The sequence below is a fragment of the Sphingomonas sp. Xoc002 genome (genome assembly GCF_050408055.1).
Taxonomy (GTDB): Bacteria; Pseudomonadota; Alphaproteobacteria; order Sphingomonadales; family Sphingomonadaceae; genus Sphingomonas; species Sphingomonas yabuuchiae.
The window spans coordinates 2,702,425-2,725,278 of record NZ_CP191175.1 but is presented as its reverse complement, the minus strand read 5'-3'; the positions used below and the strand labels follow the sequence as shown (position 1 = coordinate 2,725,278).

Annotated in this window: 18 protein-coding genes; 3 read left to right on the top strand and 15 right to left on the bottom strand. The window is 67.6% G+C overall.

What is annotated here, in order from left to right:
• Positions 1–26: 26 nt before the first annotated feature.
• From ACQR50_RS12285 to miaA, 7 genes are all read right to left on the bottom strand, one after another.
• A complete protein-coding gene (locus ACQR50_RS12285) occupies positions 27–824 on the bottom strand; it encodes a hypothetical protein (RefSeq protein WP_428968532.1) in 798 nt (265 codons plus the stop codon).
• A 111-nt stretch (positions 825–935) separates the two neighbouring features.
• The gene (gene leuA / locus ACQR50_RS12280) at positions 936–2,594 is read right to left on the bottom strand and encodes a 2-isopropylmalate synthase (protein WP_428970697.1); all 1,659 of its coding nucleotides are present in this window, start codon (positions 2,592–2,594) and stop codon (positions 936–938) included.
• A gap of 292 nt (positions 2,595–2,886) precedes the next feature.
• A complete protein-coding gene (locus tag ACQR50_RS12275) occupies positions 2,887–3,495 on the bottom strand; it encodes a YceI family protein (RefSeq protein WP_428968531.1) in 609 nt (202 codons plus the stop codon).
• Between the two features lie 296 nt (positions 3,496–3,791).
• Positions 3,792–4,811 (bottom strand): ketol-acid reductoisomerase, encoded by a 1,020-nt coding sequence (ilvC, locus tag ACQR50_RS12270; protein ID WP_056434154.1) that lies wholly within the window; start codon positions 4,809–4,811, stop codon positions 3,792–3,794.
• Between the two features lie 67 nt (positions 4,812–4,878).
• Positions 4,879–5,394 carry an acetolactate synthase small subunit gene (ilvN, locus tag ACQR50_RS12265; protein WP_056434153.1) on the bottom strand — a complete coding sequence of 172 codons (516 nt, stop codon included), beginning with the start codon at positions 5,392–5,394 and terminating at the stop codon, positions 4,879–4,881.
• A gap of 138 nt (positions 5,395–5,532) precedes the next feature.
• Positions 5,533–7,278: an acetolactate synthase 3 large subunit gene (locus ACQR50_RS12260; RefSeq protein WP_056434572.1), complete on the bottom strand. Its 1,746-nt coding sequence runs from the start codon at positions 7,276–7,278 to the stop codon at positions 5,533–5,535.
• 85 nt (positions 7,279–7,363) lie between these two features.
• The gene (gene miaA, locus ACQR50_RS12255; protein WP_428968530.1) at positions 7,364–8,293 is read right to left on the bottom strand and encodes a tRNA (adenosine(37)-N6)-dimethylallyltransferase MiaA; all 930 of its coding nucleotides are present in this window, start codon (positions 8,291–8,293) and stop codon (positions 7,364–7,366) included.
• On the opposite strand from miaA, the gene serB reads away from it, so the two are divergent.
• On the top strand, positions 8,286–9,227 hold the full coding sequence (gene serB / locus ACQR50_RS12250) for a phosphoserine phosphatase SerB (RefSeq protein WP_428968529.1): 942 nt from the start codon (positions 8,286–8,288) through the stop codon (positions 9,225–9,227). The two genes, miaA and serB, sit on opposite strands and share 8 nt — an antisense overlap.
• A gap of 215 nt (positions 9,228–9,442) precedes the next feature.
• Here serB and ACQR50_RS12245 read toward each other — a convergent pair whose 3' ends face one another.
• Positions 9,443–10,564 (bottom strand): SPOR domain-containing protein, encoded by a 1,122-nt coding sequence (locus tag ACQR50_RS12245; RefSeq protein ID WP_428968528.1) that lies wholly within the window; start codon positions 10,562–10,564, stop codon positions 9,443–9,445.
• A 178-nt stretch (positions 10,565–10,742) separates the two neighbouring features.
• Here ACQR50_RS12245 and ACQR50_RS12240 point away from each other — a divergent pair, with 178 nt between their 5' ends.
• Positions 10,743–12,080, top strand: coding sequence for an SPOR domain-containing protein (locus ACQR50_RS12240; RefSeq protein ID WP_428968527.1), 1,338 nt, complete (start codon positions 10,743–10,745; stop codon positions 12,078–12,080).
• 13 nt (positions 12,081–12,093) lie between these two features.
• Here the strand turns inward: ACQR50_RS12240 and ACQR50_RS12235 are convergent, their stop codons facing one another.
• Positions 12,094–13,281, bottom strand: coding sequence for an NAD(P)/FAD-dependent oxidoreductase (locus ACQR50_RS12235; protein WP_428968526.1), 1,188 nt, complete (start codon positions 13,279–13,281; stop codon positions 12,094–12,096).
• Positions 13,282–13,470: 189 nt separating this feature from the next.
• Positions 13,471–13,926 carry a GreA/GreB family elongation factor gene (locus ACQR50_RS12230; protein ID WP_428968525.1) on the bottom strand — a complete coding sequence of 152 codons (456 nt, stop codon included), beginning with the start codon at positions 13,924–13,926 and terminating at the stop codon, positions 13,471–13,473.
• A 210-nt stretch (positions 13,927–14,136) separates the two neighbouring features.
• On the opposite strand from ACQR50_RS12230, the gene ACQR50_RS12225 reads away from it, so the two are divergent.
• A complete protein-coding gene (locus ACQR50_RS12225; RefSeq protein WP_056434141.1) occupies positions 14,137–15,879 on the top strand; it encodes a DEAD/DEAH box helicase in 1,743 nt (580 codons plus the stop codon).
• Between the two features lie 189 nt (positions 15,880–16,068).
• On the opposite strand, the gene ACQR50_RS12220 is transcribed toward ACQR50_RS12225, so the two are convergent.
• The 5 genes from ACQR50_RS12220 to ACQR50_RS12200 all read right to left on the bottom strand — a co-directional run bounded on the left by ACQR50_RS12220 (position 16,069) and on the right by ACQR50_RS12200 (position 22,734).
• On the bottom strand, positions 16,069–17,286 hold the full coding sequence (locus ACQR50_RS12220) for a dihydroorotase (protein WP_428968524.1): 1,218 nt from the start codon (positions 17,284–17,286) through the stop codon (positions 16,069–16,071).
• A complete protein-coding gene (locus ACQR50_RS12215; protein WP_007405051.1) occupies positions 17,283–18,266 on the bottom strand; it encodes an aspartate carbamoyltransferase catalytic subunit in 984 nt (327 codons plus the stop codon). Before ACQR50_RS12215 ends, ACQR50_RS12220 begins: the two co-directional genes overlap by 4 nt.
• A 224-nt stretch (positions 18,267–18,490) precedes the next feature.
• Positions 18,491–20,860, bottom strand: a complete 2,370-nt coding sequence (locus ACQR50_RS12210; protein ID WP_428968523.1) for a TonB-dependent receptor — start codon at positions 20,858–20,860, stop codon at positions 18,491–18,493.
• A 306-nt stretch (positions 20,861–21,166) separates the two neighbouring features.
• Positions 21,167–21,631, bottom strand: a complete 465-nt coding sequence (ruvX, locus tag ACQR50_RS12205) for a Holliday junction resolvase RuvX (RefSeq protein ID WP_172839681.1) — start codon at positions 21,629–21,631, stop codon at positions 21,167–21,169.
• Positions 21,628–22,734: a DUF3089 domain-containing protein gene (locus ACQR50_RS12200; RefSeq protein WP_428968522.1), complete on the bottom strand. Its 1,107-nt coding sequence runs from the start codon at positions 22,732–22,734 to the stop codon at positions 21,628–21,630. The genes ruvX and ACQR50_RS12200 overlap by 4 nt, the downstream gene beginning before the upstream one ends.
• Positions 22,735–22,854 lie beyond the last annotated feature (120 nt).

Below are 22,854 nucleotides of genomic sequence, written 5' to 3'. Positions count from 1 at the left end.
TCTTGCGGGGCATTCCGCCCGACGCGTCAACCGCCGCCCTTGGTGGTGAAATCGATCCGGATGCGGACCCATTCGCCGATCATTTCCTTGCCATTGACGCGCGGCGCACGGACGCGGAACTGCCAGGCGGCCTCGCGCATCGAGCGGGCCAGCCCGGAGCCGACCGGCGACTCGCCCAGGATCTGGCAATTCTCGACGCGATAGCCGGGGATGGTGCGACACGCGATCAGCGCCCAGCCGCCGGGCGGCGGCGGGCTGCGCAGATAGCCGTTCAATTCCGCATCGCTCGGGCGGCGCGGGAACCACTCGGCATTGTAGAGCCGCCGACCGCCCGGTCCTTCGCCGGGGCCATAGGCCGAGGCGCTGTCCTCGCCCCGGTCGTCGCCATTGCTCGAACCGACGCCCTTGCCCTCGCCCTTGGGCAGCGCGCCGATGTCACCGGCCGTGAACAGCGACTTGTCGCCCCACTGCCATGGCGTCGGGGTGGAGGTGTCGACGGGCTTTTCGGTCGGGGGCTTGGGGGTGTCGGGCTGCTTTTCCGTAACAGGCGCCTTGGAGCCGCCCGCCGCGGCAGGCTTGCGGGTTGCCGTGCGGGTCCTGGGCACCGGCGCCCCCGATTGCTGATCGTCGGGCGAGACGGAGAAGGTGTTGAGGACCGAGGATTTCTCCGGGTCGATCAGCTTGGGCGCCAGGTGGAACAGCAGCCAGGCGAGCAGCAGATGCGCGAGCACGGTGAGCGTGATCGACGCACCCCGTTCGCGCAGCTTCTCGCGGTAGCGTTCGGGAATGAACGACCACCGCGAGGGAGGGGCGCCGACGCTCATGATGGAGACACCAGGAGCCAGGACACCCCTCCGTCAGACTCTCGGCCTGCCAAAGAAGGAAGGAACGACGCTTTCATGGCGCGTCGTCTTAGCCGAGAAGGGCAGGGCGCATCAGGCCCGGTTGGCGGCGGAGAGCACCGCCCGGACGCTGGCGGTGGCGATGTCGGTGTCGAGGCCGACGCCGAACACGACCCGCCCATCGGGGGTGCGCGCCTCGACATAGGCGGCGGCCTGCGCATCCGCGCCGTGCCCGATGGCGTGCTCGTTATAGTCGATGACTTCCAGGTTCGGGCCGGTCGTGTCGGCGAGGGCGGCGATCACGCTGGAGATCAGGCCGTTGCCGCGTCCCGAGATCGAACGCTCCTCGCCATCGACCAGCACGCGGCCGATAAAGGTCCGCTGCCCCGTCGAGCCGCTTTCCTCATAGTCGCGCAGCACGAAACGATCACCCTCGCGCGGCAGATAGGTCGCCTCGAACCCGCCCCAGATGTCGGCGGCGTTGAGCTCGCGGCTGGTGGCGTCGGCCATCGCCTGGACATGGCGGCTGAAATCGGCCTGGAGCCGCTTGGGCAGCTTCAGCCCCTTGTCCTGCTCGATTACCCAGGCGACACCGCCCTTGCCCGACTGCGAATTGACGCGGATCACGGCTTCGTAGCTGCGACCCAGATCGGCGGGATCAATGGGCAGATAGGGGACTTCCCACAGATCGTCGTTGCGCGCCGATTGCGCCGCGAAGCCCTTCTTGATCGCGTCCTGATGGCTGCCCGAAAAGGCGGTGAAGACCAGATCGCCCGCATAGGGGGTGCGCGGATGGACGGGCAGGTTGGTGCAGTAATTGACCGTGTTGACCACCTCATCGATGTCCGACAGGTCGAGTTTGGGGTCGACGCCTTGGGTGTACATGTTGAGCGCGACGGTCACGAGATCGCAATTGCCCGTCCGTTCGCCATTGCCGAGCAGGCAGCCCTCGACCCGGTCCGCGCCCGCCATCACGCCCAGCTCGGCGGCGGCGACGCCGGTGCCCCGGTCGTTATGCGTGTGCAGCGAGATGACCACCGAATCGCGGTTCGGGATGTTGCGTCCGAACCACTCGATCTGGTCGGCATAGACGTTGGGCGTTGCGCATTCGACCGTGGCGGGCAGGTTCAGGATCAGCGGATGGTCGGGCGTCGGCTTCAGCACGTCCATGACGGCGGCGCACACCTCGACCGAGAAATCCAGCTCGGCGGTCGAGAAGGTCTCGGGGCTGTATTCGAAGAACCAGTCGGTGTTGGGACGCTTGGCCGCCTCGTCGCGCAGGATCTTGGCGCCCTCGACCGCGATCTTGCGGACCTCGTCGCGGGTCATGCCGAAGACGATCTTGCGCCATGCCGGGCTGACCGCGTTGTAGAGATGGACGATCGCGGTGCGCGCGCCCTCCAGGCTTTCGAAGCTGCGTTCGATCAGGTCGCGGCGCGACTGGGTGAGGACCTGGATCGTCACGTCCTCGGGGATGCGATCGTCCCGGATCAGGCCGGAGATGAAGTCGAACTCGGTCGCGCCCGCGCTCGGGAAGCCGACCTCGATCTCCTTCAGCCCGACCTTGACCAGCAGGTCGAACATCCGAGTCTTCTTCTCGGCGTCCATCGGATCGATCAGCGCCTGGTTGCCGTCGCGCAGGTCGGTCGACAGCCAGCGCGGTGCTTGGGTGATCGTGCGGTTCGGCCATTGCCGGTCGGGCAGGGCGATGGTCGGGAAGGGGCGGTATTTGGTCGAGGGATCGCGCAACATGATCGGGTCTTCCAGCATTCTCGGCCGCGTCAGGCCAGGGCGCGGCGGGGACAGGCTTATCGTTTCATTCCGCCCTTAGGGAAGTCGCGCATGGCCACGCCGATCCTCCCCTAAGGGCGGATAAGTCGAAGCGAACGGAGCAGCAGCGCGGCGATCATGATGGAGCGGTTCATGCCGCGTCGGGGCGGGCTTGTCCATATCGAGAATGATGACGTCCATCTGACGCCACCAACGAAAAAGGCGGGGCCGAAGGTCGACCCCGCCTTTCGCGGATGGGAGATGAGAGGGAAAATTACTGCGCGGTGAAGGCGGCGTTGATCGTCAGGTCGACGTCATCGCCGACGACCGGGGCATAGGCGCCGACGCCGAAGTCCGAACGCTTGATCTTGCCCGTCGCGCGAAAACCGATGTTCAGCTTCTTCGACATCGGGTTGGTACCCGCACCGAAGAAGGTCGCGTTCAGCGTGACCGGCTTGGTCTGGTCCTTGATGGTCAGGTTGCCGGTGATGACGGCCTTGTTGCCCATGACCTTCACGCCCGTGGAGACGAAGCGCGCGGTCGGATAGGTCGCGGCGTCGAAGAAGTCCTTCGACTTCAGGTGATTGGCGAAGGGCGCGGCGGTGACCGACAGCGCGTCGATCTTGAAGGTCACGTCGACCTTGGCGGCCTGCGGCTTGGCGGGATCGAGGGTCAGCGTGCCTTCCGACGCGCCGAACTGCCCCTCGAGCATCGAGAAGCCCATATGGTTCAGCGACCAGGTGACCTGGGTATGCGCGGGGTCGACGGCATAGGTGCCCGCGACGACGCGCGAGGCGACGGCGGCACCGGGCGTGCCGGTCTGCGCGATGGCGGGCGCGGCGATGGTGGCGAGCGCCAGAGCGGCGGGAAGGACGAAACGCATGGGTAGACTCCCTGTTGAACGGCGGCCTTTTTGAGCCGTGCGGTTAACGCGCGTCAAAGGCCAAGGTCGCAACGATGCGTTTCTAGGTTGGTCTCTGCGAGGCCCCTTTCCCTCCCCCAGCCCCTCCCGCCTGCGGGAGGGGCGTGCTCGCGGCTGCGGTAAGCGCGTTGATTGACTTGGCAACGCGTTGATAGGTCGCGGTTATGCTCAACGGCAGCCCAGCAACGCACCCCTCCCGCAAGCGGGAGGGGATGGGGGAGGGCAAGGTGTCTCACCGAGCCCACCCCCAGAACAAATCAGTTCTTCGCCTTGTCCACCAGCTTGTTCGCGCCGATCCACGGCATCATCGCGCGGAGTTCGCTGCCGACCTGTTCGATCGGGTGGCGCTTGGCGGCGATGCGGCTGGCCTTCAGTTCGGGCTGGCCGGCGCGGTTGTCGAGCACGAAGTCCTTCACGAAGCGGCCCGACTGGATGTCGGCGAGGACGCGCTTCATTTCCTTCTTGGTCTCTTCGGTGATGATGCGCGGGCCGGTCTTGATGTCGCCGTACTCGGCGGTGTTCGAGATCGAGTAGCGCATGTTGGCGATGCCGCCCTCATACATCAGGTCGACGATCAGCTTCAGTTCGTGAAGGCACTCGAAATAGGCCATTTCGGGGGCATAGCCCGCCTCGACCAGCGTCTCGAAGCCCGCTTGAACCAGCGCGGTCGCGCCACCGCAGAGCACGGCCTGCTCGCCGAACAGATCGGTTTCGCACTCTTCGCGGAAGTTCGTCTCGATGATGCCCGAACGGCCGCCGCCGACGCCGCTGGCATAGGCCAGCGCCACGTCATGCGCATTGCCGCTGGCGTCCTGGTGGATCGCGATCAGGCAGGGCACGCCGCCGCCGCGCACATATTCGCTGCGCACGGTGTGGCCGGGGCCCTTGGGCGCGATCATGATGACGTCGATGTCCGCGGGCGGCTCGATCAGGCCGAAATGCACGTTCAGGCCGTGCGCGAAGGCGAGCGCGGCGCCGGGCTTCATGTTGCCCTTCAGGTCGGCGTCGTAGATCGCGGCCTGATGCTCGTCGGGGGCCAGGATCATCAGAATGTCGGCCCAGCCGGCCGCTTCCTTGTTCGACAGGACCTTGAAGCCCGCCGCTTCCGCCTTGGCGGCCGAGGCCGAACCGGGGCGCAGCGCGATCGCGACATTCTTGACGCCCGAATCGCGCAGGTTCTGCGCATGGGCATGGCCCTGCGAGCCGTAACCCAGGATGGCGATGTTCTTCTCGGAGATCAGGTTCAGATCGGCGTCGCGATCGTAATACACACGCATTGGACTTCCCTTTCGAAATGGCTGGGCCGCTTGCGGCCTCATGATAGTTTGAAGATTAGGAGGCGGCTCAGGCCGCTTCGGCGCCGCGCGAGATAGCGGCAATGCCGGTGCGGGCGACCTCGACCAGGCCGACTTCGCCCATCAGTTCGACGAACTTGTCGATCTTGGCGATGCCGCCGGTGACTTCGAACACGAAGCTGGAGATCGTCGCGTCGACCACACGGGCGCGATAGACTTCGGCGAGGCGCAGTGCCTCGATCCGGCGGTCGCCGGTGCCCGACACCTTTACCAGCGCCAGCTCGCGCTCGACATGGTCGCCCAGCACGGTCAGGTCGGCGACCTTGTGGACGGGGACCAGCCGGTCGAGCTGGGCGATGATCTGCTCCATCACCGGCGGCGAGGCGCTGGTGACGATGGTGATGCGGCTGACGGCCTTGTCGGCGGTGATCTCCGACACGGTCAGGCTCTCGATGTTATAGCCGCGCGCGGTGAACAGCCCGGCGATCCGCGCGAGAATGCCCGGTTCGTTGTCGACGATCACCGCCAGCGTGTGGCGTTCCACCTGTTCGGTCTTGATGTGCATCGGTCTTCTTTCTGCGCACCCGCGATGACGGGCCGTATATCCTCTCCCCTCCCGCAGGCGGGAGGGGCCGGGGGAGGGAAGGCGAGGGAGGGAAAAGCCCTCCCCTAGCCCCTCCCGCCTGCGGGAGGGGAATGGTCGTCAAACCAGCGCCTTGGCCTCGTCGTCCATGGTGCCCGATACCTCATTGGCCTGCAGGATCATGTCGGTATGCGCCGCGCCGCTCGGGATCATCGGGAAGCAGTTGGCGAGCTTGGCCACGCGGCAGTCGACGATCACCGGCCCGTCATGGTCCAGCATCGCGGCGATGCCGTCCTCCAGCTCGTGCCGATGCTCGATCAATATGCCCTTCCAGCCATAGGCTTCACCCAGCTTCACGAAATCGGGCAAGCTGTCCGAATAGCTCTCGGCATAGCGGCTCTCATAGGTCAGTTCCTGCCACTGGCGGACCATGCCCATATATTCGTTGTTCAGGATGAAGATCTTGACCGGCAGGCGATATTGCGTCGCCGTCGCCAGTTCCTGGATGTTCATCTGGATCGAGGCTTCACCGGCGATGTCGATGACCAGCGCACCCGGATTGCCCAGCTGCGCACCGATCGCGGCGGGCAGGCCGTAACCCATGGTGCCCAGACCACCCGACGTCAGCCACTTGTTGGGCTTTTCGAAGCCGAAATGCTGGGCGGCCCACATCTGGTGCTGGCCGACCTCGGTGGTGATGATCGGCTGGCGCGCCTTGGTCGCGTCGTAGAGCGCGCGGATCGCGCGCTGCGGCATGATCGCGTCGCCCGCCTCGGGGAAGGACAGGCAGCCGACCGCGCGCCAGCCCGCGATGCGGCGCTGCCATTCGGTCGTGTCGGGCTTGGGATGCTGACGCGACTTCCAGATGCGCACCGCATCCTCCAGCGCGTGGCCGACATCGGCGATGATGGCCAGGTCGACGCGGACATTCTTGTTCACGCTCGACCGGTCGATATCGACATGGACCTTCCGGCTGTTCGGGCTGAACGCGTCCAGACGGCCGGTCACACGGTCGTCGAACCGGCTGCCCAGCGCCACCACGAGGTCGGCCTGGTTCATCGCCATATTGGCTTCGTAGGTGCCGTGCATCCCCAGCATGCCCAGCCATTGGGGATCGCTGGCCGGGAAGGCGCCCAGGCCCATCAGGGTCGAGGTCACGGGCGCGCCGGTGATGCGGGCCAGTTCGCGCAGCAGCTGCGACGCGGCGGGACCCGAATTGATGATGCCGCCGCCGGTATAGAGGATCGGGCGTTCGGCGGCCGCCAGCATGTCGACCAGCTGTTCGATCTGGCTCTGGTCGGCCTTCACCTGCGGGCGATAGGTCTTGTGACGGATCGGACCCGGCTTCTGATAGCGGGCGGTGGCGACCTGCACGTCCTTGGGAATGTCGATCACGACCGGGCCGGGGCGGCCCGAGGTCGCGATGTGGAACGCCTCATGCACCACCTCGCCCAGGCGCGCGGGGTCCTTCACCAGGTAATTGTGCTTGGAGCAGTGGCGCGTGATGCCGACGGTATCGGCTTCCTGGAACGCGTCGGTGCCGATCAGCGCGGTCGGCACCTGGCCGGTGATGACCACCATCGGGATCGAATCGAGCAGCGCATCGGTGATGCCGGTGACGGCATTGGTCGCACCGGGGCCGGAGGTGACGAGCACCACGCCGGGCTTGCCGGTCGAGCGGGCATAGCCCTCCGCCGCGTGGGTCGCCGCCTGTTCGTGGCGGACGAGAATGTGGCGGATGCGCTTCGATCGGAACATGGCGTCATAGATCGGCAGCACCGCACCACCCGGATAGCCGAAGACGACCTCCACGCCGAGATCGCACAGCGCCTCGACCAGGATATCGGCTCCGCTTTTCTCGGTCATCATCTTCGTCCTTCTGCGTCCGTGCCCGCTGACGGGGCGTGTCGGGAATGGCGCGGCTACAAGTTTAAAAAGTGCGCGTCAACCGTCAATTGCGCAATAAAGTTTCTATTATGCTGCGACGCACATCGGCAGCGGTCTCGGGAATCACGGTCCAGCCGGGGCCGGGCTGGTGACGGAACCAGGTAAATTGCCTTTTGGCATAACGCCTTGTCGCGAGCGCACCCGCAGCCTCCGCCTCGGCGCGGGTCATGGTACCCGCCAGCAGCGCGGCGGCCTCCGGCACGCCGATCGCGCGGCGGATGGGGGCGTCGGCGGGCAGGTCGGGACGGGCGAGGAGTGCGGCGGCTTCGTCCAGCCCTTCGTCCAGCATCTCGCCGAAACGCCGGTCGATCCGTGCGTTCAGCCAGTCGCGGTCGGGCAGCAGGATGACGGCGGACAGGGCGATGCGGTCGCCGATGCCGCCTTCCTTATGCGCCTGCCAGTCATGCAGCGGACGGCCGGTCGAACGCACCACCTCCAGTGCGCGGGCAACACGGGTGGTGTCGGCGGGGTTGAGCCGGGCGGCGGCGATGGGGTCCTCGTACGATAGGGCGTCATGCGCGTCCGAGACGGGCAGGGCACGAACCTCCGCGCGAATATCGGGGGCGATCTCCGGCACCGGTGCGATCCCGTCGAGCAGGGTGCGCATATACAGGCCGGTGCCGCCGACCAGGATGGGCAGCGATCCCGCCGCCACGCTGTCGTCTATCGCTGCACGGGCCTCGGCGGCCCAGCGCGCAGCCGAATAGCCGGTGTCGGCACCGTCGACATGGCCGAACAGCCGGTGCGGCGCCTGCGCCACGTCGTCGGGCGAGGGGCGGGCGGTCAGGATCGACAGGTCCCGGTACACCTGCGCCGAATCGGCATTGATGATCGTGCCGCCGGTCGCCTTCGCCAGATCGAGCGCCAATGCGGACTTGCCGCTGGCGGTCGGCCCTGCGATGAGCGCGACATTCGGGAGAGCCATTGTGTTCATTGCGACCTACATAGCCGATCAGACCTTCGACGCCGCGATGCTTTCTGACGTCGCCTATGAATTCGATGGCGAATCGACGGCGGGACGGCTGGTTTCGGGGGAGTGGCTCGACGAAGGCCGCGCGTTCGATCTGACGTTCCAACCCGCTGACGGCTTTTCGGCGAGCGACTGCGCGGAACTCGCAAACGGCTTGAAGCAACGCGCCTGTGCGATCGCCAAGGGCGGATACGGACAGGACCTGACGCTCGATGTCATCGTCCAGCCTGCCGCCAATCGGGAAAAGCGCCTTCTGGTCGCCGACATGGATTCGACCATGATCACCGTCGAGTGCATCGACGAGCTGGCCGACTATGCCGGAATCAAGGCGCAGGTCGCCGAGGTGACGGAGCGTGCCATGCGCGGCGAACTCGACTTCGCGGCCGCACTCGATGCCCGCGTTGCCCTGCTCGAAGGGTTGGACGAAAGCGTCATCGAACAATGCCTGGCCGAGCGGGTCAAACTGATGGCGGGGGCTCGCGCGCTGGTCCGCACGATGAAGGCGCGCGGCGGCCATGCGATCCTGGTGTCGGGCGGCTTCACCCGCTTCGCCGAGCCGGTCGCGGCCGAGATCGGCTTCGACCGCGCCATCGCCAACTACCTCGAGATCGCGCACGGCAAGCTGACCGGTACGGTGCGCAAGCCCATCGTCGGCTCGGACACCAAGGAAAAGACGCTGCTCGCCGCGCTGGACGAACTGCGCATCGATGCGGCGGACAGCATGGCGGTGGGCGACGGGGCCAACGACTTGGCGATGATCCGCCGGGCAGGCCTGGGCGTCGCATACCGTGCCAAGCCGATCGTCGCGGGCGCGGCGGCGGCGCGGATCGACCATGGCGACCTGACCGCACTGCTTTATGCGCAGGGCATTCCGAGCGCGGAGTGGGTGTTCGGTTAACGGTCGCCCGAGGCTTCCCTCATCCCGTTGGAAGGGGCGGGCTTCGAGACATTCCGGGCACCGTCCCGGCGGAGGCCGGGATCCCGTTGCCCCGCGTCAGCCCTGCCATCCGATCGGGCCGAAACTCGACCCCGGCCTTTGCCGGGGTGGTTCGCTGGAGGGTGTGGTCGGTCATGGCAACCAGGCCCCCCGTAATTGGCGGAGGCCTTTGCGCCTTACGGCGCGACCACCACGCAAGGCTGGCCCGAGCGGCTGCACGCGGCTTGCGCGGCGGCGCGATTGGCATAGCCGCCTGCCTGAAGCCGGGTGACGCCGCCTGCCGTCACGAAGTTGGGCTGAGCACCGCCGAGGCGCCCCCGCACCCGTTGCCAGAGCGCGTCGGCATTGCCGCGATCGCGGAAGGCGCCGAGTTGGATACGCCATGGCCCGCTGGTCGCGCGAGCCGGTGTCGGCTTGGCGGGACGCGGCGCGGTGGCCCGTGCGGGCGGCGGTGCAACGGGCTTGCGCCGGTCGATCAGGTCGGCCGCCTCCTCGCGAACCGGCGGCGTCTGGCTCGCGGGCGTGCCGGGTGCCGGATAGCTCGCGCCATAGCCCGACGTCGCCGGGCGTGACGGCGTGATCGGCACCGACTGCACCGCCGGGCGGGGCTGCGCAGCGGTACGGGTCGGGGTATCGGCCGCCTTGACCGGAGTCGGTTCGGTGCCCACCGTCACCCGCTTCGGCGCGCTGGCGGCGGGAGCGGGCAGGGCGGCCAGGCGGGCGCGATATTGCTGGGCCAGCTCGACGCCGTGCTGGCGGTCGGGCGGAGTGATATACTGGTCCATCTGCGCCAGCGTCTGCGATGCGGCTTGCAGTCCCGCCTGCGACGCCAGCGTCATCAGGGCATAGGCGCGCGGATAGTCGCGGGGCACGCCGTCGCCGTTGAACAGCATCGTGCCCAGCACCAGCTGCGCGCGCGGTTCGCCATGTGCGACGGACTTTTCCAGCCAGGGCGCGGCTTCGGCCTTCTTGCCCGATTGGAACAGCGCGAGACCGTAATTGTCGGTAGCCTGGATATGGCCTTGGACGGCGGCCTTGCGGAACCAGCTTTCGGCGAGCGCGGGATCGAGCGGCACGGCGCGACCCAGCTTATAGGCCTGGGCCAGGTTGAACTGTGCGTCGGCATCCCCCGCCACGGCGGGACCGCGCCATTCCTCGACCGCCTTGCGATAATCGCCCTGTGCCCACGCATCGACCCCGGCCTTCACATCCGGCACCGCCAGCACAGGCGTTGCCACCAGAAAGGCAGCCAGAAGAGCGGCGGGCGCGACCATGCCGCCGATCGGGAATCTGCGCATTATCCTTCGTCCTTCCGCCCTTGTTGCACGCCATCCATGCCGCGCTGCCGGGCAAGGGTAAAGTGCTCAATGAAGGGGTTAACCGTTCCTTATAGGCTGGGGGGCTAGCGTGGCGGCCGATCGGGGAAACGGGTCATGCGCCGGGCGTATCGACCGCCTTTCCCCTGGGCTGAACCGGATGACCAAGATGACCACGTTCCGCACTCTCCTGTCCTGCAGCGTCGGCGTGTTGATTCTGGGAGGCTGCACCGCAACCGGCCCGCGCACGGCGCGGCTGAACGCGCAGGCGAGCCCGGCGCGGGCGAGCGCCGGGCTCGCCGATCAGACCCGCCGGGTGCTGGCGCAGCGCGACGGCGACGCCGCCGTGGCGCTGGCCGAGCGGCTGGTTGCGGCCGAACCCAAGGTTGCAGGCTATCGTTCGCTCTTGGGGCAAAGCTATCTTCAGGCCGGGCGTTTCGCCTCGGCGCGGCAGGCCTTTACCGACGCGTTGCAGATCGATCCGGCGGATGGCCGCGCCGCACTGAACCTGGCCCTGGCGATGATCGCGGGCGGCAATGGGGCGGGCGCAAAGGCATTGCTCGACCAGCATGCCGCCGCCATTCCGACCGCCGATCTGGGGCTGGCGCTGGCGCTGGCCGGAGCACCGGGCGAGGGCGTCCGCCTGCTGACCGCCGCCACGCGGGAGCCGGGGGCGAGCGTCAAGGCGCGGCAGAACCTCGCGCTGGCGCTGGCGCTGTCGGGACAGTGGGATATGGCGCGCATGGCGGCGTCGGCCGACATGGCTCCGGCGGATGTCGAGGTGCGCATGCGTGAATGGGCGGACTTCGCCAATGCCAGCCCGGCCGACATGGTTTCGTCCCTGCTGGGCGTGAAGCCGACAGTCGACACCGGCCAGCCGATCATGCTGGCGCTGAACGCCGCTCCCTCGGCGGCGGTGATGCAGGACATGGTCCAGGCGTTGCCCCAGCCGGTCGTCGCAGAGCCCGCGCCCGCCGCCGTCGAACCGGCGGCGGCGCGGACCGCCTTCGCCGCGCAGCAGGAGATCGTCCAGCCGCTGCCCATGGCCCCCAAGCGCACCGCGCGGACTGCACCGTCGAGCCTGTTGCTGGCCCGGCGGGGTGACGAACCGCAAGCCAGCATTCAACGTATAGCCGCAGGCCCCGTCACCGCGCCCGCCCTGCTTCGCCGGGCCGAGGAACGGCGCGTCGTCACGCGGCGTCGTGGCGACTGGAATGTCCAGATCGGCGCCTTCGGCAAGGCGGACGGCGCACAGAAAGCGTGGGATCGACTGACCCGCCGTTTCGATGGCCTGTCGGGCTATGCCCCGCAAAGCGGCACGGTGCGCCTGTCGGGCGAGCAGCTTTACCGCCTGTCGGTCGGCGGTCTCAGCCGCGCCGATGCCGACTCACTCTGCCATCGCTACCGCGCGGCGGGTGGGGCCTGCTTCGTCCGGCGTCAGGCCGACGACCATATGGCGCAATGGGCGCGGCCGGGGATCGGCATCGCCTCGCTCTGAGCGTTTTTCCAAATCAAACCGCCTCGCCCGCCGCGCGGCCGCTCGCCCAGGCCCATTGGAAATTATACCCGCCCAGCCAGCCGGTGACGTCCACCGCCTCGCCGACGAAGTGCAGCCCGGGCACCGCCTTGGCCTCCATCGTCCGTGACGACAGCCCGGCGGTGGAGACACCGCCGACCGTCACCTCGGCCTTGGCATAACCCTCGCTGCCATTGGGATGGAAGGTCCAGTCGGCGAGCCGTCCCTGCGCCGCCGCCAGCAGCTTGTCGGTGGCCGCGCCCAGTTCGGCGGGGAGGGCAAGCCGCTCCGCCAGCGTCTCGGCCAGCCGGTCGGGCAGATGCTGGCCGAGCGCCCGGCGTACGCTGGTGCGCGGGGCGCTGCGCTTCAAGGCGACGAGCCAGTCGGGGGCGCAGTCGGGCAGGAAGTCGATGCCTATGGCCTCGCCATGCCGCCAATAGGACGACACCTGCAGGATCGCCGGGCCGGACAGGCCGCGATGGGTGAACAGCGCCGCCTCACGGAAGCGGGTCTTGCCTGCGCGGGCGACGACCTCTGACGCGACGCCCGAAAGCGAGCGGAACAGCGTCTCCTCGCCGCCCAGTGTCAGGGGGACGAGGGCAGGGCGCGGCTCGACGACCTTCAGCCCGAACTGGCGGGCGAGATCATAGGCATAGCCGGTCGCTCCCATCTTCGGGATGCTGGGACCGCCGGTCGCGACGATCAGGCGGGGGGCGATGAAGGTCTGGCCGCCGCGCGTCACGCGGAACTGCGTGCCGTCATGCGCGACCGCCTCGACCGGCTGGCCGAGCGCGATATCGACCACGCCGCCGGACCGCGCCGCCCGGTCGCATTCGTCGAGCAGCATCTCCACGATCTGCCGCGCCGATCCGTCGCAGAACAGCTGGCCCAGCGTCTTTTCATGCCAGGCGATGCCATGCGCCTCGACCAGTTCCAGAAAGTCGGTGGGGGTGTAGCGGCCCAGCGCGGACTTGGCGAAATGCGGGTTCGCCGACAGGAAGCGGTCGGGCACGGTCCCGATATTGGTGAAGTTGCACCGCCCGCCGCCCGAGATCAGGATCTTCTTGCCGGGCGCATCGGCATGGTCGACGACCAGCACCCGGCGCCCCCGCTGCCCGGCGGTCGCGGCAGCCATAAGCCCCGCCGCGCCCGCGCCGAGGATGATCGCGTCATAGTGTTGCATGGCGGGGGTTTAGGCTGGAACGAGCGTCAGAGAAAGCTCTGATCAGAGCGGCTTGGCACGCCCCTCCCGCAGGCGGGAGGGGATGGGGGAGGGCTTTGCCGCAAGCGCCAGTCTCGGTGAGACCCCTTTCCCTCCCCTCGGTCCCCTCCCGCCTGCGGGAGGGGATGCAGAAACAGAAGGTCGGGGAGACTAGCCTACCTCCACCACCTCCACCGCATCGGCCTTACCGCCGAACGCCACCATTTCCCCCGCCATCGCCCCCATCAGTGCGCGCGCGAGCGGCGCGGCATAGGCGATGCGGTCGTGCGCGGGATCGGCCTCGTCATGGCCGACGATGGTCAGCGTCTTCGTCTGGCCGTTGAGCCGGATCGTCACCATGCTGCCGATTCCCACTTCATCCTCGGCGGGAGCGGGCGCCAGCTCCGCCGTGGCGGCGCGGGTGTTCCAATAGCGTCGTTCGCGCTGGAGGCGGGTGCGTTCCTCGTCGTCGGTCGCGGCGGCGACGGCGGCCTCGACCTCCGCCACCTTGGCGCGGGTCAGCTCCAGCCCGCGCGGCGTGACCAGATTGGGGCCGGGCGGGATGGGCAGCTCGAATTTGGGTTCGAGATGTTCCTCATCGGATTCGCGGCGAAAGGCGACACTCATCGGGGATCAACGCGCAAGGTCATGGCACGGCTCCATGGCGGGCCGTTCGGTTCACCGCAAGCACGGCTTGAGTTTCTCGCCAATTGGTGTAAAGGGCCACGCTTTCACGGAACGCAAACAATCACCCGTGCCGCATGGGTGTATCCGCCAACCGAGAGGGATGGGTCCCTTGGTTCGGCGGTACGCGCTCCTTTTTCTGTTGGAGTCCCCATGCCTTTTTCTGCCTTGCCGCCGGTATTGTCGGCTGCCCTTTCCGCGCGTGGCTATACCGCGCCGACCCCGGTCCAGGCCGCCGTCATCGAGGATGACGCCCAGGGCCGCGACCTGATCGTGTCCGCCCAGACCGGTTCGGGCAAGACCGTCGCCTTCGGTCTCGCCATGGCGAGCGAGCTGCTAAACGGCGGCGATCACCTGCCCCAGCCGGGCGCGCCGATGGCGCTGGTCATCGCGCCGACGCGCGAGCTGGCGCTGCAGGTCAGCCGCGAGCTGGAATGGCTTTATGCCGGTGCCCGTGCGCGCATCGCGACCTGCGTCGGCGGCATGGACGCTTCGCGCGAACGTCGCGCGCTCAGCCATGGCACCCATATCGTCGTCGGCACGCCGGGCCGTCTGCGCGACCATCTGGAGCGCGGCGCGCTCGACCTGTCGTCGCTGAAGTTCGTCGTGCTCGACGAGGCCGACGAGATGCTCGACATGGGCTTCCGCGAAGATCTGGAGCAGATCCTCGACGGCACGCCGTCCGAGCGCCGCACGCTCCTCTTCTCGGCGACCATGCCGCGCCCGATCGTGCAGCTCGCCAAGCGCTATCAGACCAATGCCAAGCGGATCGAGACGATCAGCGAGGACAAGGGCCATGCCGACATCGCCTATCAGGCGGTGACCGTGGCCCCTGCCGATATCGAGGCGGCGGTGGTCAACCTGCTGCGTCTGCACGAGGCCGAAGTCGCGATCCTGTTCTGCGCCACGCGCGACAATGTCCGCCATCTCCATTCCAGCCTGGTCGAGCGTGGTTTCTCCGCGGTCGCGCTGTCGGGCGAGCATTCGCAGAACGAGCGCAACCATGCGCTCCAGGCGCTGCGTGACGGCCGCGCGCGCGTCTGCGTCGCGACCGACGTGGCGGCACGCGGCATCGACCTTCCGGGCCTGACGCTCGTCATCCACGTCGAAATCCCGCGCGATGCCGAGGCGTTGCAGCACCGTTCGGGCCGCACTGGCCGCGCCGGTCGCAAGGGCACCGCGATCCTGATCGTCCCCTATCCGCGCCGTCGCCGGGTCGAGGGTATGCTGCGCGGTGCGCGGATCGACGCCGAATGGCGCCGGGCGCCGACGCTCGAGGAAATCCGCGCACAGGATCGCGAGCGTCTGCTGGCGGCCCTTCTGGCGCCGGTCGAGGTGGACGAGGGCGATCGTGAGCTGGCCACTCGCCTGCTCGCTGAAAAGTCGCCCGAGGACATCGCCGCCGCGCTGGTCCGCGCGCACCGTGCCGCGCTGCCCCAGGCCGAGGAACTGGTCGAGGGTGACGCTCCGGCACCGCGCGAGCGTCGCGAAGGGTTCGACGACACCGCCTGGTTCCGCATGAGCGTCGGCCGCAGCCAGAATGCCGATCCGCGCTGGCTGCTGCCGCTGATCTGCCGTCGCGGGCACATCACCCGCAACGAGATCGGCGCGATCCGCATCCAGCCGAACGAGACGCTGTTCGAAATCCCGTCGGCGCTGGCGTCGCGCTTCATCGCCGCGCTGAAGCGGACCGAGGCGGACCATGCCGAGGACGATATCGCGATCGAGCAGGCCGATGGTCCCCCCGCCGGTGGTTCGGGCCATGGCGGTGCGCGTCGTGGGGGTCCGGGCGGCAACCGTCCGATGGGCGGCCGCCCCGCCGGTGGTCCCGGCGGCCCTCGCCGCTACTCGCCGCGCCCCACCCAGGGCGGCCCGCGCGGTCCGCGTCGCGGCTGACCGAATAACGGGTAAGCAAAAAGCCCTCCCCGAGACGTCTCGGGGAGGGCTTTTTTATTCCTCCCCAAGCTCGCTTGGGGCGTGAGCCCGGTGGTGGAGGGGCAGGGGCCTCTCGCTGGCGTTGCTGGGCCCCACCACCACTCGCGGACGCGAGCGGTCCCCCTCCCCATCGGAGATGGGGAGGATTTTTCAGGCGATCTCCCGCCCGGCCTTCCACAGCCGCAACGCGCGGCCTTGGACCGGGAAGCCGTCGAACGGCGTATTTCCCGCCGAGGCGAAGGCATCGCCCGACACCATCCAAGGCTTGTCGGCATCGAACAGCATCAGGTCGGCGGGCTTGCCCGGCTCCAGCGTGCCGGTGTCGAGGCCCAGCACCTTCGATGGATTGAGGGCCAGCAGCGCGAACAGCCGGGGCAGAGTGACCCGCTCGTCGCGGACCAGCATCAGCGCCAGCGGTAGCAGCGTCTCCGCTCCCGCCATGCCCGCCTCGGCATCGACGAAGGGCAGGCGCTTGGATTCCGGTCCATGCGGGTCATGGCCCGATCCGATGACGTCGACCGTCCCGTCCGCGACCGCCGCGAGCGCTGCCTGCCGGTCGCTCTCGTCGCGCAAGGGCGGCGAGAGGCGGGCATAGGTGCGGAAATCGGTGACGGCGATGTCGGACAGGTGGAGATGCGCGGGCGTGATGCCGCACGTCACCTTGACCCCGCGACGCTTGGCCGCGCGGATCAGGTCGAAGCCCGAAGCGGTCGTCACCTGGCGGATATGCAGCTTCGCGCCCGTCTCTTCCGCCAGCATCAGGTCGCGCGCGATGGCGAGCGACTCGACGATGGCGGGGGCGGAGGGCAGGCCCAGGCGGCTGGCCGTCTCGCCCTCGGTCGCGACCGCATCGGCGGCGAGGCCGCCGTCTTCGGCATGGGAAATCACGGTCAGTCCCAGGTCGCCCGCATAAGCGAGCACCCGGTGCATCACGCCCGTATCGGCGATCCAGCCCCGCCCGGTGCCGACCGCCTTCGCGCCAGCCGAGACGCACACGGCCATCTCGGCCAGATCGGTTCCCGCCAGCGAACGGGTCGCCGCCGCGATGGGGTGAATCCACAAATCGGGGCGCCCGATCAGCGCGGCACGCTGCACCACACCGGGATCGTCGAGGACGGGCGACTGATCGGGCATCAGGCCGATACGCACGATGCCGCCCGCACGACAGGCGGCGCGGTCGACCTTGAACACGCCCAGATCGACGATGCCGGGCGCGAGCATCTTGCCGCCGCAGTCGACGACCGTCGCACCTTCCGGCACGTCGCCGGTGCCCGTAATGACGCCGTCCTCGACCAGCAGGGTCTGGCCCTTGATCTCACCGCCCACCGGGCAGATCAGCGTGGCGTTGGTGAAGGCGGTGACGCTCATGCCCAGCCCTCCAGCTTGCGGGCGCGGCGGGTCAGCACGTCCAAACAGGCCATGCGTACCGCGACACCCATCGCCACCTGCTCGGTGATCGCCGATTGCGGGCCGTCCGCCACCTCCGAGTCGATCTCGACGCCCCGGTTCATCGGGCCGGGATGCATGACCAGCGCGCCGGGCTTGGCGCGCTTCAGGCGCTCGGCGGTCAGGCCGTAGCGCATCCGATATTCGCGGGTGGAGGGGATGTACCCGCCCGCCATCCGCTCGTTCTGGACGCGCAGCATCATGACGACATCGGCATCCTCGATCGCTTCGTCGAAATCGGTGAAGGGGGTGACGAACATGCGCTCGATCCCCTTGGGCATCAGCGTCGAGGGCGCGCAGACCCGCACCTCGGCGGCCAGCGCGGTCAGCGCGAGAATGTCCGAGCGTGCGACGCGGCTGTGCAGGATATCGCCGCAGATCACGACCTTCTGCCCCGCGACGCTGCCCCGGCGGCGGCGGATGGTCAGCATGTCGAGCAAGGCTTGCGTCGGATGCTCGTGCCGTCCGTCGCCCGCATTCAGGACGGGGCAGTCGACCTTGTCGGCGATCAGGCGGACCGCGCCCGATGCCATGTGGCGGATCACGATCACATCGGCGCGCATCGCGTTCAGCGTCATTGCCGTGTCGATCAGCGTCTCGCCCTTCTTCACGCTCGACTGCGCGGCGTGCATGTTGACCACATCGGCGCCCAGCCGCTTGCCCGCGATCTCGAAGGATAGGAGCGTCCGGGTCGAATTCTCGAAGAATGCGTTGATCTGGGTCAGACCCGCCAGCCGCGTGTCGGGCGTGTCGGTCGCGCCGCGATCGAGCCAGTGTTCCGCCTCGTCGAGCAGGAACATGATCTCATGCGGTTGAAGGCCGTCGATTCCGGTCAGATGCCGGTGCGGGAAAACGGCGCCACCCTGAATGAGCGTGCCGGGGCGATGATCCGAGGTCTGCATTAAAGCCGCCGGGTAGCGAGCGGCGGCACGATGGGCAAGTGAATCCTCCCCGTTTCGGATGATCGGGGAAGCGTTGCTGGGTTGCCCGCCCCTCCACCACGCTCTTCGAGCGCGGTCCCCCTCCCCATCGGTGATGGGGAGGATTGGGTTTCTCAAATCCTCCCCAAGCTTGGCTTGGGGAGGGGGACCGCCGGGCGTTAGCCCGGTGGTGGAGGGGCAGGTGATCAGAACGCGCCCGACAGGGTGATGAAGCCCATGCGCGGCGGCTGGGCATAGCTGTTCCAGGTCTTGGACGCCGCACCGACGACCAGTTCGTAAATGCCCTTGCGGTTGGTCACGTTGGTGACGTTGACCGACAGCTTCAGGTCCTTGACGCCGAACCCGTCGATCTGCGGCAGGCTGTACCCCGCCTGGAGGTTCAGCAGGTAACGCCCGCCGATCCCCTGGTCGTTGGTATAGGTCGCAAAGCGCGGGCCGACATAGTCGCCGATCGCCTGAATCTCGAACGGGCCGTCATTGATCGACACGACCGTCTTGTTCAGCCAGCGGGCGGTGTTGGGCACATATTTGCCCGCGGTCGCGATGGTGGTGGTGCCGCTGACATAATTGTCGCGGTATTTCGAGCTGTTATAGGACAGGGCATTATAGACCGACAGGTGCGGGCCGAAGCGCAAGGTCGCCGCCGCATCGACGCCGTTGGTACGCACGCGGCCGACATTCTGCAGGATCGACACGCCGCCGATGACCGAGGCGATGACCGGCGTCGCGCTGATCTGGAGCAGGCGGTTGTCGAAATCGACATGATAGGCGCTGACCTGCGCCTCGATCGCGGTCAGCGGGCCGAGGTCGAGCGCGTGATGCGAGCGCAGGCCCGCTTCATAGGTCCAGGAGGTCTCGGGCGAGGTGTTCGCCTTGATCTGGTCGAACGCCTGCTGGCTGCCGACCGCGAAGGGCGACAGGCCCGCCGCGACCGAGGCCTGGAACTGGCGGACATTCTTCTGGATATGGCCGAACAGCTGGTCGTTGGTCGTGATGTCCCAGATCGCGCCCACGGCAGGCAGGAACCACTTCTTGGTATTCAGGCGCCCCTCCGGATAGCCGGTCGAGGTGCCGGGCAGCGCGCCGGGCAGCGGCTGGGTCGGCACGCGGCCATCGGCGAATTGCAGGCTGGACTTGAAGCCCGCCTCGACCGTCACCGCCGGGGTGACGTGCCAGCGATCCTGGATATGCGTCTGGATCAGGTCGTATTTGGTGATCGCGGCATATTGGGTCAGGCGGCGAAGCGACGGATCGGCCCATTCATAGGGCGAAGGCGGATTGTCGATGGGCGCGGCATACCAGCGGCGGAAGATCGTGTTGCGATTATGCTCGTACCAGCCGCCCAGCTCGATCTCGTGGTCGCCCGCGCGGATCGCCAGAGTCGAGATCGCGCCTTTCCGGTCGATGCCATATTCGGTGGTGCGCAGCGCATAGCCCGAGCCGCCGAAGACGGTCTTCAGATTCTGCCCCGGATAATAGATGCGGAACAGGCCCGGCAGGCCCGCCGCCGCGATCGGTCCGGTGATCTGCCCCTGGCCCTCGTCATGATGGTAATAGACCTGGTTGGTCCAGGTCACCGCATCGCCGAAGCGGTGCTCATACTTGATATAGCCCAGATAGTCCGTGCGCTGCGCATCGCCGAAATAGTTCATGTAGTTGTTCGGGTTGTTCGACGGCGGCGCGCCGTTCGCGTCGACATAGGCGAGCGCGGCCTGCCAGTTCGGATAGAGCAGCGAGCGGTAATAGGGCTCCAGGCCGCCCGCATTGTGCGCGACCGAATCCTGATTGGGCTCGGCCTTGTCGGAAATATTGAAATAGCCGGTCAGCGTGCCGTTCTCGCCCTTGTGGACGAACTTGGCATTGCCCTGCCACCCGCCCTGTCTGGCGTTGAATTCCCAGGCGCGCGCCTTTTGCCGGACGACCGAGAGATAGCCGCTATTAGTGCCGCCCAGCCCCTCGACCTCGCCGCTGTCGATGCGCAGGAAGGTACGGCTGGCGTCATAGCTGCCCAGCGTCTGGGCGAAGCGCACGCCCATGGTCGCGGTCGGATCGCTCGAATAGGTTTCGATCCCGCCGCCCAGATTGCTGGCCGAGGCGGTGCCCAGGTCGGCGGCCCCGGCGGTCAGGCGGACGCGCGCGACGTTCTCGGAGATGACCGCGCGCTGCGGGCTCAGGCCGTTGTAATTGCCATAGGACTGGTCGCCCAGCGGCACGCCGTCGAGCGTGAAGCCCAGCTGGTTCTGATTGAAGCCGTGGACGAACAGCGCGATATTCTGTTCGTTATTGCCCCAGGGGTCTGCGGTTTCGAACTGTACGCCGGGCAGCGTCTGGATCGCCTTTACCGGGTTCGCGCCGGGCAGCACCTTTTGGATTTCCGCCGCGCCCAACTCCACAGACGAGCGGGTGGTGCGGGTCGCGGTGACGACGATCTGGTCGCCGTTTGTCGCGGCTTCGGGCGAGGACGGTTCGGGTTGCTGTTGCGCCCAGGCGGGCACGGCGATGACGGCCGCGCCGATCATCAGCATCGAGCGGGAAAGAACGGAAAAACGCTTCACGGCTGGGCCCCCCAAAGGCTTCGTAGGAAGCGGCGCAGCTAGGGGGCTTCGGTGACGGGTTAACGACTGGTTAAAGACCAATATATGACATTTCCGCCGAAACCGGTCGTTTTGCGGTCAGTCGATCGACGTTCTTCTATTCCTCCCCTGCAAGGGGAGGGGGACCATCCGAAGGATGGTGGAGGGGTGTAACCGGTTGAGAGTGCGGCCCACTCCTTCCAGCCGGGACACCCCTCCGTCAGTCCTGCGGACTGCCACCTCCCCTTCCAGGGGAGGAATAGAAGAACGTCGATCGGCGTTACGCTTTCAGGCCATCACCAGCGCGTCGATCGCCGCCTGAAGGATATGCGCGGCGGCAAGATTGTCGATCCGCTCGGCGCGCTTGGCGCGGCTCATATCCTGTTCGATCATCGTCCGTTCGACCGCCACGGTCGACCAGCGTTCGTCCCACAGCAATATCGGGCCCAGATCGGCGCAGTTGCGGGCGAAGCTGCGCGTCGATTGCGATCGCGGGCTCTCGCTGCCGTCCAGGTTCAGCGGCAGGCCGATGACCAGGCCCTGCACGCCCTGCTGGGCGATCATCGCGATCAGCTGTTCCTTGTCCTTGGTGAACTTGGTCCGGCGGATCAGGGTGGCGGGGCTGGCGAAGCTCCATCCGGCGTCGCACAAGGCGGTGCCCACGGTCTTGGTGCCGACGTCCAGCCCGATCAGCCGCCCGCCCGAGGGGAGGGCGGCGCGGAATTCGCTACGGTCGGTGGTGATCAGGCTCATCGAAAGGCTTTCAAACGGCGCTCCGCATCGGCGCGGACATTCGCCCAAAACAGGCTATAGTCGTATACGTGGTAGTTGTTGCCCGGCAGCACATAGGGGCCGACGCTCGGCCCCTCGCCGATGGTCAGGATGCCGCGCCCATCGCACTTGGCGGGGACCTTGCCCGCGGCGATGGCGGCGGTCTTCAGGTCGGCGGACGGGTAGAGGGTGCCCAGATTGGCGGTGGCGGGCGCGGCGACACCGGGCGTGCCGGTCAGCGGGTTGGTGCACAGCATCTGGGTGCCCTTGCGCGGCGCGCCGGTATAGCCGTTGGTCTGGTCGAACACGTCGAGGATCAACGACGGGTCGGCAGGCTCGCCGAAGCTCTGCCAGCTCAGGATACAGCCGGTCTGTTCGGGCGTCGCACAAGCGGGCAGTCCCATGGCGGGCAGGTCGGCGGTCATCGAGATCGGCCAGCCGACGACATAGGCCGCGACGATCCGTCGCTTGAGGGCAGGAGTCTTCGCCACCCGGTCGGTCAGCAGCCGCGACAGGTGTAGCGCGCCCTGGCTATGCCCCGCCAGAATCAACGGGCGCTTGGGATCGACGTCCGCCAGGAAGGCGGTGAAGGCGGCGTCCACGTCCTTATAGGCGAGGTCGAGCGCGCGCTCGGCATCCGCCATGCTGGTCAGGAACGCGCCGAAGGTCGCCTGGCGATAGCGCGGCGCCCAGATGTCGCCCGCTGCGTTGAAGGCACTGGCCTGTCCGCGCAGGAACAGCTCGGCCCGGCCATTGGTCTCGGGATCGTCGAGCGGCGCGTTCCAGTGCGCCTTGCTGATGTACGAGGTCGGGTGGATGAAGAAGACCGCCGCGCCCTGGCCCGGTTGGCCCGGGGTATAGCCGGTCGGCACCCAGAGCGCCGGATTGCCCGGCAGGTCGGGGCGAGCCAGCCACATCTTGCGGTCGCGATATTCCTCGGTGCGCGTCACCGCCTGGGTCTGGAACGACTCGGACGGCACCGTCGACCAGCGGAGCAGCTGGTTGCCGAACAGGCGGTAAGCAAAGGCGGCGGCGATCGTCAGCACGATGAGTGCCGCCACGACATAGAGGAATTTGCGCGCCAAATCATCACTCCGTTGTGCGGTGCAACAAAATCGGACGGCCCGCAATTGCTATCCATGATGCCCCACTTGCCCCCATTGCAATCGCCGAGGCGGCAAAAGCGTTGCGCGAAGCCGCGCGGC

Coding starts and splice junctions, on each gene's coding strand:
- miaA (WP_428968530.1), bottom strand. CDS start 8,293: ATGAACACAATGGCTCTCCCGAATGTCGCGCTCATCGCAGGGCCGACC.
- ACQR50_RS12230 (WP_428968525.1), bottom strand. CDS start 13,926: ATGAGTGTCGCCTTTCGCCGCGAATCCGATGAGGAACATCTCGAACCC.
- ilvC (WP_056434154.1), bottom strand. CDS start 4,811: ATGCGTGTGTATTACGATCGCGACGCCGATCTGAACCTGATCTCCGAG.
- ACQR50_RS12220 (WP_428968524.1), bottom strand. CDS start 17,286: ATGAGCGTCACCGCCTTCACCAACGCCACGCTGATCTGCCCGGTGGGC.
- ruvX (WP_172839681.1), bottom strand. CDS start 21,631: ATGAGCCTGATCACCACCGACCGTAGCGAATTCCGCGCCGCCCTCCCC.
- ACQR50_RS12275 (WP_428968531.1), bottom strand. CDS start 3,495: ATGCGTTTCGTCCTTCCCGCCGCTCTGGCGCTCGCCACCATCGCCGCG.
- ACQR50_RS12285 (WP_428968532.1), bottom strand. CDS start 824: ATGAGCGTCGGCGCCCCTCCCTCGCGGTGGTCGTTCATTCCCGAACGC.
- ACQR50_RS12225 (WP_056434141.1), top strand. CDS start 14,137: ATGCCTTTTTCTGCCTTGCCGCCGGTATTGTCGGCTGCCCTTTCCGCG.
- leuA (WP_428970697.1), bottom strand. CDS start 2,594: ATGTTGCGCGATCCCTCGACCAAATACCGCCCCTTCCCGACCATCGCC.
- ACQR50_RS12215 (WP_007405051.1), bottom strand. CDS start 18,266: ATGCAGACCTCGGATCATCGCCCCGGCACGCTCATTCAGGGTGGCGCC.
- ilvN (WP_056434153.1), bottom strand. CDS start 5,394: ATGCACATCAAGACCGAACAGGTGGAACGCCACACGCTGGCGGTGATC.
- ACQR50_RS12245 (WP_428968528.1), bottom strand. CDS start 10,564: ATGCGCAGATTCCCGATCGGCGGCATGGTCGCGCCCGCCGCTCTTCTG.
- ACQR50_RS12235 (WP_428968526.1), bottom strand. CDS start 13,281: ATGCAACACTATGACGCGATCATCCTCGGCGCGGGCGCGGCGGGGCTT.
- ACQR50_RS12240 (WP_428968527.1), top strand. CDS start 10,743: ATGACCAAGATGACCACGTTCCGCACTCTCCTGTCCTGCAGCGTCGGC.
- ACQR50_RS12260 (WP_056434572.1), bottom strand. CDS start 7,278: ATGACCGAGAAAAGCGGAGCCGATATCCTGGTCGAGGCGCTGTGCGAT.